Consider the following 13,590-nt stretch of genomic DNA (forward strand, 5'->3'; position numbering starts at 1 on the left):
TTTACCAACAAATTTAAATTATACGCGTTTAGCGATGGAGCAATTGATTCCAAGAGGGTATCATATTGGCGGATATTTAAGACACAAAAAACTTCCCTACAATTGATTTAGAGGCACCTATGGCACTCATTCGTCAGCAAGATTTAATTGATAGCATTGAAGATGCATTACAATTTATTTCCTATTACCACCCTATAGATTATGTAAAAGCGGTTGAAGCAGCTTACAACAGAGAACAAAGTCAGGCAGCAAAAGACGCTATGGCTCAGATACTGATCAATTCTCGTATGTCAGCTGAAGGCAAACGTCCCCTTTGCCAAGATACAGGTATCGTAACTTGTTTTGTCAAAGTTGGAATGGGCGTGCAGTGGGATAAGACTGACATGACCATTCAACAAATGGTTGATGAGGGAACTCGTCGCGCTTACCTTAATCCAGATAATCCACTTCGAGCATCCATCGTATCTGATCCTGCCGGTGCTCGTAAAAACACTAAAGATAATACCCCAGCTGTAGTCCATATCGATATGGTACCAGGTGAAGGTATTGAAGTGATGATTGCGGCCAAAGGCGGCGGTTCTGAAAATAAATCAAAAATGGTTATGCTTAATCCAAGTGATGATATCGCTGATTGGGTGGTTAAAACTTTGCCAACCATGGGCGCGGGTTGGTGTCCTCCTGGCATGTTAGGTATAGGTATTGGTGGAACAGCTGAAAAAGCAGCGGTATTGGCCAAAGAAAGTTTAATGGATCCCGTTGATATTCAAGAGTTAATGGAGCGGGGCGCTGAAACGACTGAAGAAAAACTGCGTTTAGATATTTTCAAAAAAGTAAATGACCTCGGTATTGGGGCGCAAGGTTTAGGCGGCTTGACAACAGTAGTCGATATTAAAATTAAATCAGTGCCAACCCACGCGGCTTCAAAACCCATCGCCATGATCCCCAACTGTGCCGCCACGCGACACGCACATTTTCACCTTGATGGCAGCGGACCCGCAGAATTGACGCCACCTAAATTAGAAGACTGGCCAGATATTACTTGGGAAGTGGGCGACAATACCCGTCGTGTAAATCTCGATACCGTCACAAAAGAAGATATTTTGGACTGGAAAGTCGGAGAAACCGTTTTACTCTCAGGCAAAATGTTGACTGGTCGTGATGCCGCCCATAAACGTATTCAAACCATGATGGATAATGGTGAGGGTTTACCGGAAGGGGTTGACCTAACTAATCGCTTTATTTATTACGTGGGGCCTGTTGATGCAGTGGGTGATGAAGCTGTTGGTCCTGCAGGTCCAACAACCGCCACTCGTATGGATAAATTTACCGACATGATGTTGGAGAAAACTGGTTTAATGGGAATGATTGGTAAAGCTGAACGAGGGCCTGCGACGGTTGATAGTATCGCTAAACACAAAGCGGTTTATTTAATGGCAGTGGGTGGCGCAGCGTACTTGGTATCAAAAGCGATTAAAAAATCTCGTGTCGTTGCTTTCGAAGATTTGGGTATGGAAGCAATTTACGAATTTGATGTTGAAGATATGCCGGTAACCGTTGCCGTTGATAGTACCGGAGCCAATGCTCACGAAACGGGTCCAGCTATTTGGAAAGTGAAAATTGAGGATTTAAACAAGGCATAGTAAGCCTCAGTTTAGTTGTTCCAAGAGTGCATCTCGCCTGAGATGCACTGCTTTTATTTCATCAAGTACTTCGCAATTTTACCCATCTTTATTAATTAGAATCCATTAATATGAATGTAGATTTAGACCAAAATACTGTTTTACTGTTAGTCGCTACCGGTTTTTTAGGACTGTTGCTAGGGACGCTTGTGACTAATGTAATTAATCGTCAAAAGCATCTGAGCGACAAAAAAGAGACACAAGAACAACAGGATCTCATTCGGCAACAGCTCGAAAATCAAATTTTGCAGCTACATGATGACATCACAAAGATGCAGATAAAAATTGATGAAGCCCATCAACAGCAACTTCTTGCACAGCGAAAATTTGGTGAGTTAGAGCAAAAAGATTTGCAAATAGAACAATTGTCTATTCAGCTTGCAACTTGGCAAGAAAATGCGCAAAAGGCTAACGACAAGTCGAATCAATATTATTCTCAACTTGAATCCCAAGGGGCCAGTTTTGCCCAAGAACGTATCGCGTTAGAAGACAAACTTGATTTACTGACCAGTGCTGAGAAACGTTTACAGGAACAATTTGAAAACCTGGCAAATAAAATATTTGAACAAAAGCAACAGAAGTTTACGCAATCAAGTCAAGCTGGGCTCGATGCTTTGCTAACTCCCCTTAAAGAACAAATCGAAGGCTTCAAAAAGCAAGTCTCTGATCAGTACGTCAAAGAAGGTCAAGAGCGAGCTTCCCTCAAAACTGAAATTTTAGGGCTCAAGGAACTTAACCAGCAAATTACGCAAGATGCAGCAGCATTAACCAAAGCCTTAAAGGGGGATAACAAACAACAAGGTAATTGGGGAGAGGTTGTTTTAGAGCGCATTTTAACTGAATCTGGTTTACGAGAAGGGCACGAGTTCGACACCCAGGTCAGCCTTAAAAATGAATCTGGAAAACAATACCAGCCCGATGTGGTGGTGCATTTACCTAACGATAAAGACATCGTTATTGATTCCAAGGTATCACTGGCGGATTACGAACGTTATTTTAACTGTCAGGATGATGAGCTTTCCCGTCAGCAGTTTTTAGTGGCCCATACCCACTCTTTACGCAATCATATTAAGGGACTAGGGAAAAAGGATTATCAAGATCTAAAAGGTATACGCACGCTGGATTATGTGTTGATGTTTATTCCCATAGAGTCTGCTTTTTTAGTGGCCATAGATCACGCGCCTGAGTTAGTAAAGTTGGCTCTGGACAATAATATTATGTTAGTTAGCCCCACTAACTTATTGGTGGCACTACGTACCATCAATAATATTTGGCAATACGAATACCAAAATCAGAATGCGCAAAAAATTGCCACTCAAGCTGGCAAGCTGTATGACAAATTTCATGGTTTTGTGGAAGATATGGAGAAGATCAGCAAATCCGTTGAATCGTTGCAAAAAAACGTAGACGCAGCAACCAATAAGTTAGTCTCAGGAAAGGGAAATCTTGTTCGTCAAATAGAACAATTTCGGCACCTTGGGGTGCAAACCAATAAACGTCTTAGGCAGGATTTAATTGATCAGGCCAAAGACGATAATGGAGATGATTAAGCCGTTGACATGGTGAGCAAGTAAAGCCATTGAACGGGTAAATTAACGGGCTGATTATCAGCCCGAATTGCACTTGCGCAGAAGATTTGCTTTGTGCGCGCGCACAAGCTACTTACACTGAGTACTTACGATTCGCATTTGACAGAGCTTGGCAATGAAACCAACAAGGTTGAATTAGTCTTCTACTTTCACTGCCCACATGTCATGTTCGTCTGCATGAATAATTTGCCCCCAAATGAGATCGCCAGGATTAACCTCAAATTCATCCGTTAAATACACTTGACCGTCGATTTCCGGTGCATCAGCAAAACAACGCCCTACGGCACCTTCGCTGGTAACCTCATCAATCAATATTTGGTATTCCAAGCCGATTTTTTGCTGTAGTTTTTCAGCACTAATTTGAGACTGTAAGGCCATAAAACGTTCGAAACGCTCCTGTTTAACCGTTTCTGGCACAGGATCCGGTAGATCGTTAGCTTTAGCCCCTTCAACGTCTGAGTATTTAAAACAACCCACTCTATCGAGTTGAGCTTCCTTTAAAAAGTCTAGAAGTTGTTGAAACTCCTCTTCTGTCTCGCCTGGGAAGCCGACAATGAAGGTGGAACGTATAATTAATTGAGGGCAAATGGCGCGCCAAGCTTTGATCCGTTCGAGGGTTTTTTCTGCCGCAGCAGGACGTTTCATCAACTTAAGTATTCGTGGTGTAGCGTGTTGGAAAGGAATATCTAAATAAGGCAATATTTTCCCTTCTGCCATTAACGGAATGACTTTATCAACCGAGGGGTAGGGGTAAACATAATGCAAGCGCACCCAAATACCCATTTCTGCCAGTTTTTTACATAGTCCCAGCATGTCAGTTTTCACTGGCATTCCATCCCAAAAGCCGGTTTGATATTTTACGTCAACGCCGTATGCACTGGTATCTTGAGAAATAACAAGAAGCTCTTTTACTCCTGCATTTTTTAATCGAGTGGCTTCATCCAACACTTCGCCGACTGGGCGGCTGACTAGATCGCCACGCATGGAGGGGATAATGCAAAAAGTGCATCTATGATTACAGCCCTCGGAAATCTTCAAGTAAGCATAATGTTTAGGAGTCAGCTTAATTCCATGGTCAGGTACTAACTGCATAAAAGGGTCGTGTGTAGGCTTGGGAAGGTGAGAATGAACTTGCTCTACCACGCTTTCATAGGCGTGAGGGCCGGTAATCGCCAACACATTAGGATGCACTTCGCGAATTTCGTCTTCTTTGACACCCAAACAGCCAGTAACGATAACTTTGCCGTTTTCGGCCAGTGCTTCACCAATGGTATCCAAGGATTCCTGTACAGCAGAATCGATAAACCCACAGGTATTTACAATCACTAATTCAGCATCATTGTAGGTGGGCACGACATCGTAGCCTTCAGTCCGTAACTGAGTCAAAATGCGTTCTGAGTCGACTAAGTTTTTAGGGCAGCCTAAGCTCACAAACCCTATCTTGGTGCCTGAAGCTGCTTTCGTTACAGTATTTGATTCCAAGATTTTCACTGGTGTTTCTAGAGTAGTGGTTTGCTTGGGGTTAACGATTTCTACGGTCATCTTACGCCTTGTGCTATTGCAGGTGTTATTTAAATGAGTTGACTTAACCATCTGAAAATATTGGACTAGCTTAAAATGCAGTCAAATTAGACAGCCATGCCTGAATTGGTTATTTTACGCGCAGAATTATACAGGATTGTCCTTTGCGGTGATAGCGTCTAGTAAAAACTAAGTCTAATCAGATATTAACGTCAATTTATAGAGCGCAATGATGTTTACAATGGCTGCTAAAACCTAATTTTTGGTGCTAGAAATTGGCATTAAGGGGACTATCTATTAGCCACGACATTCGCATTTTTAGGCGTTTTCAACTACCTCATTCCATCTTGTGCTTAAAACTAGAAAGAATTAAACTTATAATTAGATTTTCATGGGGCTGATTGTTTAGCTTTAAAACATAATATAAAAATAAGAACAATTAAATCATGTTTATTGACAGCTTCCTTTTTACGCGTGTTCGGATATTACCTTGATTAGAAAATCAGTGTACTTTTATTTTTTAATCGTTTTGCTGATCAATTCTTCGGTGGGTTTTGCTGCCGAAATTAGCGAAATTGATAACTTTATTCTCACCTCAACAATTGAGCCCTATGATTGCCCCGAAGACGATGCAAATCTAGCAATCGACAGTTATTTGAATCTCCCCGAATTGAGCGATACCCAGAAATTTCAACTAATGGTGATGAAAACCCATTGGCAAATTTGTGTTGGAAAACACGAAGAAGCTAAACAAGCATTGATCGCACTTATTAATAATCCCAAAGTAGATAGAGAGATGGAATATTTTGCCTCAGCTACTTACCAGTTAGGTTTCATTTATGATGTTCAAGAAAATTTGGATCGTTGTGAATTTTATGAAAAGGCAGAACAACTTTCGCAGAACAAATTTGAAGGGATTAATCTGAGTGCGCAATTGGGTTTGATCACGGTTTGTCATGCTAACATGGATGATGGTGTCAAACTCGGTAAAATGTACGCTTTGTTGGAAACCTATGCGGTTAAAAATGATCAGGCGGCTTTGGCTCATATTCACAATAATATAGGGCTCCTTTATGGCTCATTAGGTCAACAGGTTTTAGCCGCTGAGCAATTTCAAAAATCTTACGAGTTAGGGTTAAATACCTACACAAGTTCCAACTTACTGGCCACGCTAATGAGCGTTATCTCTTCTCACATGGCCGCTGGGAATTTTGAAAAAGCCGAACAAGCGATTCAAGAATTTAAACGCGTCAATCTTTCCGTTGATACAGCGTTATCTAATGTGTGGTTGTATTTTGCTGAAGCGGGCTACCATTATCGAACCAATAATATTGAACAGTTACGCTATAGTCTTGCAAAGTGGAAAATCTATCTTGAAAGCATCAATAGTTCCACGTTTAATAGTTTGTATCGTTGGTATAGTGCGGTGGTCTGTTATGAAGATAATGACATTGCATGTCTTAAGCAATTTTTAGAAGATGAAAAAAATACCAATGAAGGTTACAAAATCTTTGTTAATAGAAATAAAGACTACTTGAAATTTATTGTACAAGTCTACTTGTATCTGGGCGATATTGAAAACGCTGAAAAAGCCTTCAACACTTTTTCTGAGGTAATGATCAATAAGGCTATTGAGCAACAAGAATCAGGTAAAATATTGGGAGTGGCTAATCTACATAGCCAAATTCAAAGTTTAGAGACTAGTTTGCAAGCGTCAAAAAGTGATCGTATTCAAACCATCGTTATTGTGGTCTGCGTGCTCCTGATTGTTATTGTTGCAATCATATTTTGGCTACGTCACCGTTATCTCAATAGTTTATCTTTTGATACGGTTACTAACCTACTTAATAGTAAAGCCGCATTGGCAAAAATTAAACGAGTACCTGAACCTTCACCTGGACGAACCAATGCATTAGCCTTATTTGATTTAGGCAACTTTCGAGATGTGAATAGGCAAATAGGGGCAACCAATAGTGAGTTAGCGTTAAAACAAATATCCTTAACCCTAAGCCAGGTTACGCGTGAACGCGATATTTTAGGTAGATTTGCACCGGAGCAATTCATCGTCTGCCTAACTGATATAGAAGAAGATTCTGCAAAATCATTTTTTGAACGTATGCGATATGCATTGGAGAATACGATTTTGGGTGAGCAACGTGGTCAACAAGTAAGTATTCGTTCTAGTATGAGTATCTATATTTCCAGTGGAACCTTTGTAGATTTAGATGAAGTGCTTGATGACATGTTACTGTCCCTTGGAATTCAAACTGAAAGTGAATAATTTCCATTGGCTTCGGCCACAGTTTCAGTGCTTAGAAGCTATTCAACTCTAAAATGGCGAAACTACTATTACCTTTAAACCATTATGATGAGGCTGGGCGAATTAAACCGCCACGATTTTTTTGGTGGTGTTGTTTATTTCTCGCAAAAAGTTATGCCATTTTTGTTCTTTCACTCAGTAATTTTCGAGATGCAGATGGATTGCTTGAAATATTTTATCCGCAAAAAAGTGAACTCTACATTGGTTTTGGCATTGGCGGTGGAGCGTTAATTGCGATAATTATTGTGGCGTACAGAGAAAAGTGGTGGGATAGCAAGTGGCAATTTATCAGGCGACTCATAAAACCTTGTTTGATTTTAACCGTTTTACTTGATTTGGCCCATCAAATGCAAATTTCGGTCGGCCAATACTGGCAGTTTTCCTGGCCGGTTGCTTCCATGATGTTAGTTGATGTGGTGATACTTTATTGGATTTTAAAAAGTCGCCATTTACGCTATATGATAGCGGATTGGGCTGATAATCAGCCCTGATAAATTTTCTAAGGGCGCTTTGTATGGTTACTGCACACTATTTGCCACAGCCTGTTGAAAATAATCTTGTACACTTATTTGACTATCATTGACTAGTCTTTGGTAACAAATACCAGCAAATGCATAAGACTTGCCTGAGTACTCCATGACCACATAAGGTGCATCTTTATCTGATTCATCGTAGCGCCAATTTCCGCCCACAAGCTGTTTAAATATTTCGCCTAAATAAGCTCCGTAAATATTCGATATGGTAAAAACAGCGTCATTTTCTAACGCTTGATCTTTGTATCTTTCAATCCAAGCTAAAATCACATCGTCAACTAACGAGATACTTTCAACTGTCCCATCTAATACAAGTTTAAATTCATCCAACGTGGTATCAATCGCATTTTGAGCACTATCTGCCATCAATTGATTGAGTTCTTCTTGGGTCATGCGCATGGAGCATCCTTAAATTAATCAGTATTGTCTTATACAGTAATGTGATTGTGGCGATATAATCGCTTTTTGTCTAATTTTCCATTGGATATTGATCATATGCTTGTTTGATATCGGCAAATTTGCTTATTTCTTTTCTCAAACATTCGATATTTTAATTTTAATATTTTAATAACGAGTTAAAGCCGCTATGTTGATCCCAAAATCTTTGAGTCACGTAAAGTTGATATGAAGTATGCATTTGTTCTACCAACAACCGCGTTATTTGCACTGGGTTTAATTTCATCTTTGGTGCATTTTGACGTTATTCCTGCTGGGATAACTATACTCGAAGACTTAAAGTCATATTTCGGTGAGTACTTTTACGCTTTGATTTTTTTCATTATCTTAGCGGAGTCAATTGTTTACGTGGGGTTTTACTTTCCGGGGCAGTTTTTTGCCGTCGTATTGGTGATTTTATCCAAACCAACCGTCGCGGATATTCTATTCTTAACCTTTGCCATGGTTGCGGCGGCAACGATGGGTTCATACATTAACTACCGACTCGGACAGTTGAGTAGAAACGACGACTCTCAGCATTCTAAAATTAGTTTAAAAGCGCTGTTGTTAGCGATGATACATATTAATTCATTGGCCTTCTTCATGTTTAATCAAGGAAGCAAAAATGGGCCTTTAAGAGTGATTTGGATGGCAGGTTTACTCAATCTTCCATATTACTTACTGCTAATAACCTCAACTGCATTGTTAAGCGAAGAAATCATGCAAGTGGCGGAAAGTACCTGGTTAATGATATCAATAGTTTGCGTTTGGTTAATTATTGCAATTGTTTTAGATGTTAGGAATGCGCGTTCAACTCAACAGAAAACCTAATCACTGTGTCTATTTAAACCCAACTTACAGGGATAAAAACTTATTTATTGCACGAGAAGCGGCGAAAAATCCAAAACAAGCCGTTACCGAAACCGCTGCTCCGAACCCGGTATTACAATCTAATCTAGCACTACTTTGAGCTTCCGATTTTTGGCACGAAACGCTACCGTCACCTTGTGGGTAACGCAGGTGTTCAGTGGAAAATACACATTCAACTGCAAAACGTCTTTTAGGGTTTTGGCTAAAGTTGTGAAATCGTCTTAACTGGCTTCGAAGTTTAGCGGCGAGGGGATCCTGGATGGTTTTAGATAGATCTGAAATGGTTATTTTACTTGGATCAATTTGACCGCCAGCACCGCCTGTCGTAATGATTTTTATTTTGTTTCGTTTACAGTGGGCAATTAAAGCTGCTTTTGCAGGGACACTATCGATGGCATCAATGACATAATCAAATTCTTTACTGATGTATTCTTGCAGGTTTTCTGGCGTCACAAAATCTTCAATGCAATTGATCTCACATTCAGGATTAATTTGCCTAATACGCGCTGCCATGACGTCTACTTTGGCCTCACCAACGGTATCGGTTAATGCATGAATCTGTCGATTGGTATTAGTGGTACAAATATCATCTAAATCAATTAAAGTGATTTTTCCTAACGCTGTGCGAGCCAACGCCTCGGCTGCCCATGTCCCTACACCTCCGATCCCAACAACACAAAAATGCGCATTTTTAAGACGTTGTGTTTCTGTTAAACCATAGAGTCTTTCGGTACCACCGAAACGCGATTTTTGTTCCTGCATAAATGAAAATTGTTTGTCATGTTTTTAATTTCGCGCAGTATAACAATTACTATCAATATTGCTAATTTATGTCACAAAGAGATGTTAAAAGTATGCAGTTTTAAAGTGAATATAATGGGTAACTTTGACGTTATTGTTATGTTTTTTAGCTTATTGCTATTCAATTGTTGATTACTAAGCGCAGCTTTTATAGCATGCTTTTAACTATGTTTGTGGAACGGATGGTTTCAGGTATTTGACGAGCTTTAACGCATTCATTGCGAGTGAGTCATGAGCCTAGACATCATTAAAATATAAAAAAGGAAAAATACATGAAACCAGTAGTATTAGCGGGCGGATCTGGAAGTAGATTGTGGCCAAAATCACGTGCTGCATTGCCAAAGCAGTTTTTAGCGTTAACCGATGAAAACACTATGTTGCAAAATACTGTCAGTCGCCTTGATGGTTTAGACATGGATCCAGCTATTTTTATTTGTAATGAAGCACACCGCTTTCTTGTAGCCGAGCAATTACGTCAGCAAGGCAGGGATCACGGCGGGATTTTGCTTGAGCCTGTGGGTCGCAATACTGCTCCTGCTATCGCATTAGCTGCGTTGCAGGCGTGTAGCGAAGGTGAAGATCCTGTACTACTGGTTTTAGCAGCAGACCATTTAATCAAAGACAACAAGGCTTTCCATAAAGCGATTCAACACGCCAATGCGTTAGCTGAACAAGGGAAGTTGGTTACCTTTGGTATCGTTCCTGATTGTGCTCATACTGGTTACGGTTATATTCGCAGAGGTGAGCAGTTAAATCATTCTGAAACGGGGTTTGCAGTATCGCAGTTCGTAGAAAAGCCAGATATGGAAACTGCTGAAAAGTACGTTGCTAATGGTGATTACTTTTGGAATAGCGGTATGTTTATGTTCAAGGCTAGCCGCTATCTACAAGAGCTAGAAAAGTATGCGCCGGAAATGCTCAAAGTATGTAAAGAAGCGATTTCTTCAGAATCTAAAGATTTAGACTTTGTGCGTGTTGATGCTGATATTTTTGCCACTTGCCCAGATGACTCAGTTGATTATGCGGTAATGGAAAAAACCGACGACGCAGCTATGGTTCCGTTAGATGCCGGTTGGAATGATGTAGGTAGCTGGTCTTCTTTATGGGAAACAGCTGACAGCAAAGATGCTCAAGGTAATGTTTGTGTGGGTGATGTTATGTTAACCAACACAAATAATAGTTACATTAATTCTGAACAACGACTAATTGCTGTAGTAGGTTTAGACGATGTCGTTGTGGTAGAAACCAAAGATGCAATTTTGGTAGCAAATAAAAATAAAGTTCAAGACATTAAAACAGTGGTTAATGAACTCAAAGCGCAACACCGACCAGAGTTTGAATTTCATCGTGAAGTATTTAGACCTTGGGGAAGTTACGATTCCATCGATAACGGTGACCGATTCCAGGTGAAACGCATTACGGTTAATCCGGGTGAGAAACTTTCAGTTCAAATGCATCATCACCGCGCCGAACATTGGATTGTGGTTTCAGGAACCGCAAAAGTAACGAACGGTGAAGAGACCTTCTTAGTCACTGAAAACGAGTCTACATATATTCCAATTGGTATCGTCCATGCGCTAGAAAACCCAGGTAAAGTTCCACTTGAGCTTATTGAAGTGCAATCAGGTAGTTATTTAGGTGAAGACGATATCGTTCGTTTTTCAGATAGATACGGTCGCACAGCGAAGTAAATAAGGACTTAAGATGCAAATTAGTTGTTTTAAAGCGTACGATATTCGTGGCAAATTGTTAACGCAATTGGACGAAAATGTGGCTTATCGAATTGGCCGAGCCTATGCCGAATATTTAAATGCCAATGACGTGGTTGTTGGTGGTGATGTGCGTCATACTTCAGCACCATTAAAATTAGCATTGAGTGCCGGCCTAGTCGATGGTGGTGCTAACGTCATCGATTTGGGTATGACAGGCACAGAAGAAATTTACTTCGCTACCAAACATTTAGGGGTTGATGGCGGCATAGAAGTGACTGCTAGTCATAACCCAATTGACTACAATGGTATGAAGTTAGTTAAAAGTGAGTCTCGCCCCATTAGCGGCGATACCGGCTTGTTTGCTATCAAAGATATTGCTGAACAATATGATCAAGACACAGTTGAATCGCGTTTAAGTTTTTTCTCTGATAAACGCAGTAGCGATGAAGCATTCCTAAAAGGCGAGGGCAGTGTTTCCACTGATAAACTCACCGCTTCTGGTAAATATTCACAACGTTCATGTTTACCTGCTTATGTTGAACATATGTTGTCTTATGTGGATTTGACAAACTTCAAGCCATTAAAGCTAGTTGTAAATGCCGGTAATGGAGCTGCAGGTAAAGCATTAGATAGTATTGAACAAGCGTTAAAATCCCTTAAAGTACCCATTGAATTTATCAAAGTGCATCATCAACCAGATGGTGACTTCCCAAATGGAATACCTAATCCATTGTTACCAGAAAGCCGTGCAGATACAGCCAATGCTGTCATCGCCCATCAAGCTGATATGGGTATAGCTTGGGATGGGGATTTTGACCGTTGTTTCTTGTTTGATGAGACTGGCGAATTTGTTGAAGGGTATTACATTGTAGGTTTGTTAGCTAAAGCATTTTTGGATAAAAATGCTTCGAGCAAAATTATTTACGATCCTCGTGTATATTGGAATACTGAAGACATTGTAAAAACTGCTGGCGGTACGCCGATTAAAAGCAAAACTGGCCATGCCTTCATTAAAGAAAGAATGCGTAAAGAAGATGCTGTTTATGGCGGTGAAATGAGCGCCCATCATTACTTTCGAGATTTTGCGTATTGCGACTCGGGTATGATCCCCTGGTTATTAGTAGCAGAGTTAATCTGCACCAGTGCTCAACCATTGTCTGAATTAGTGAAGCAACGAATAGCGGCTTTCCCTTCATCAGGTGAAATTAACAGTCTATTGGAGGACGCTGATGCTGCACTTAATCGAGTTATTGCTAAATATCAGCCTATGGCAGAAGTGATAGACGATACAGATGGTGTAGGATTGGAGTTTGGCAACTGGCGATTTAATCTAAGAAAATCGAATACCGAGCCTGTTATTCGTTTAAATGTTGAATCCTCAGGAGATATTGCCTTGATGGAAGAAAAAACAGCTGAGTTATTGGCGCTTATTCGCGCTTAACTTTGTTGTAGAAGTGACGATATTAAAAAAATAGCCCTACTGGGCTATTTTTTTTGCTAAAAATTTGATTGAAGAACTGATTTATTTTAACTATTGAGACATTTGGTAAATTAACCAAATTATCATTAAATGGCTGCCTACGGTAATTGCAGTTAAGCGGATCCTCAAGGATTTATACCATGTGGCCAGGCTAGAGAGTTTAAATTCGTAAAAAATAACCAAGATATAACTACAAGCCAGGGTAATTAATGCAGCCTCGGGCGGAAACCAAATAACACTCAACCAACCTACAATCGAAGGCAGCATAGCCAAGTATATTAAGATTATAGAGCGCTTGTTATTAATTCCATCAAACCATAATACACCACCTAAAAAAGATAAAATTATGGCAGAATACTGAATGAAAAAGCCAACTCCTTCAAAGTAGGAAACGGTTTCCCAAAGTATAAAAAAAGGCAGAAAAATAAATGGGGTTAATCCAGCATAACCTAATATTTTGGCGTGGTATTTAAGCATTTTTATCACTTTTTGTGGTGTTATTGATTTGTTAATGTAATCAAACTTGTTTATTTACTTATATTTAACATTTGTTTGCTGCAATAAGCTAACTTATTGACCAGAATTAATTTTTTATTTAACTACAGAGAAAAAAATAGCGCCTTGAGGCGCTATTTTTGAATAGTCAATAA

At 40.0% G+C, this 13,590-nt stretch carries 11 protein-coding genes; 7 read left to right on the plus strand and 4 right to left on the minus strand.

Features of this window, described 5'->3' with window-relative positions; translation table 11 throughout:
- The first annotated feature begins 119 nt into the window (after positions 1-119).
- Both Q4574_RS09140 and rmuC read left to right on the plus strand, forming a co-directional pair.
- Positions 120-1,640, plus strand: coding sequence for a fumarate hydratase (locus Q4574_RS09140; protein WP_303473751.1), 1,521 nt, complete (start codon positions 120-122; stop codon positions 1,638-1,640).
- A 110-nt stretch (positions 1,641-1,750) separates the two neighbouring features.
- On the plus strand, positions 1,751-3,229 hold the full coding sequence (gene rmuC, locus Q4574_RS09145; protein ID WP_303473752.1) for a DNA recombination protein RmuC: 1,479 nt from the start codon (positions 1,751-1,753) through the stop codon (positions 3,227-3,229).
- Positions 3,230-3,403: 174 nt separating this feature from the next.
- On the opposite strand, the gene rimO is transcribed toward rmuC, so the two are convergent.
- Positions 3,404-4,810 carry a 30S ribosomal protein S12 methylthiotransferase RimO gene (gene rimO / locus Q4574_RS09150; protein ID WP_303473753.1) on the minus strand — a complete coding sequence of 469 codons (1,407 nt, stop codon included), beginning with the start codon at positions 4,808-4,810 and terminating at the stop codon, positions 3,404-3,406.
- A gap of 469 nt (positions 4,811-5,279) precedes the next feature.
- On the opposite strand from rimO, the gene Q4574_RS09155 reads away from it, so the two are divergent.
- Both Q4574_RS09155 and Q4574_RS09160 read left to right on the plus strand, forming a co-directional pair.
- Entirely contained in the window at positions 5,280-7,070 is a 1,791-nt protein-coding gene (locus Q4574_RS09155; protein WP_303473754.1) for a diguanylate cyclase, read from the plus strand.
- A 53-nt stretch (positions 7,071-7,123) separates the two neighbouring features.
- Entirely contained in the window at positions 7,124-7,600 is a 477-nt protein-coding gene (locus tag Q4574_RS09160; protein WP_303473755.1) for a DUF2919 domain-containing protein, read from the plus strand.
- Between the two features lie 27 nt (positions 7,601-7,627).
- On the opposite strand, the gene Q4574_RS09165 is transcribed toward Q4574_RS09160, so the two are convergent.
- Positions 7,628-8,041 (minus strand): hypothetical protein, encoded by a 414-nt coding sequence (locus Q4574_RS09165; protein ID WP_303473756.1) that lies wholly within the window; start codon positions 8,039-8,041, stop codon positions 7,628-7,630.
- Between the two features lie 225 nt (positions 8,042-8,266).
- On the opposite strand from Q4574_RS09165, the gene Q4574_RS09170 reads away from it, so the two are divergent.
- Positions 8,267-8,908: a hypothetical protein gene (locus tag Q4574_RS09170; RefSeq protein WP_303473757.1), complete on the plus strand. Its 642-nt coding sequence runs from the start codon at positions 8,267-8,269 to the stop codon at positions 8,906-8,908.
- Positions 8,909-8,932: 24 nt separating this feature from the next.
- Here the strand turns inward: Q4574_RS09170 and tcdA are convergent, their stop codons facing one another.
- Positions 8,933-9,709, minus strand: a complete 777-nt coding sequence (tcdA, locus tag Q4574_RS09175; RefSeq protein WP_303473758.1) for a tRNA cyclic N6-threonylcarbamoyladenosine(37) synthase TcdA — start codon at positions 9,707-9,709, stop codon at positions 8,933-8,935.
- 311 nt (positions 9,710-10,020) lie between these two features.
- Here tcdA and Q4574_RS09180 point away from each other — a divergent pair, with 311 nt between their 5' ends.
- Both Q4574_RS09180 and Q4574_RS09185 read left to right on the plus strand, forming a co-directional pair.
- Entirely contained in the window at positions 10,021-11,439 is a 1,419-nt protein-coding gene (locus tag Q4574_RS09180) for a mannose-1-phosphate guanylyltransferase/mannose-6-phosphate isomerase (RefSeq protein WP_303473759.1), read from the plus strand.
- A 13-nt stretch (positions 11,440-11,452) separates the two neighbouring features.
- On the plus strand, positions 11,453-12,901 hold the full coding sequence (locus tag Q4574_RS09185; RefSeq protein WP_303473760.1) for a phosphomannomutase CpsG: 1,449 nt from the start codon (positions 11,453-11,455) through the stop codon (positions 12,899-12,901).
- 90 nt (positions 12,902-12,991) lie between these two features.
- Here Q4574_RS09185 and Q4574_RS09190 read toward each other — a convergent pair whose 3' ends face one another.
- Entirely contained in the window at positions 12,992-13,417 is a 426-nt protein-coding gene (locus Q4574_RS09190) for a DUF3429 domain-containing protein (RefSeq protein ID WP_303473761.1), read from the minus strand.
- Positions 13,418-13,590 lie beyond the last annotated feature (173 nt).

Origin of the sequence: Aliiglaciecola sp. 3_MG-2023, assembly GCF_030548205.1 — a bacterium.
Taxonomy (GTDB): domain Bacteria; phylum Pseudomonadota; class Gammaproteobacteria; order Enterobacterales; family Alteromonadaceae; genus Aliiglaciecola.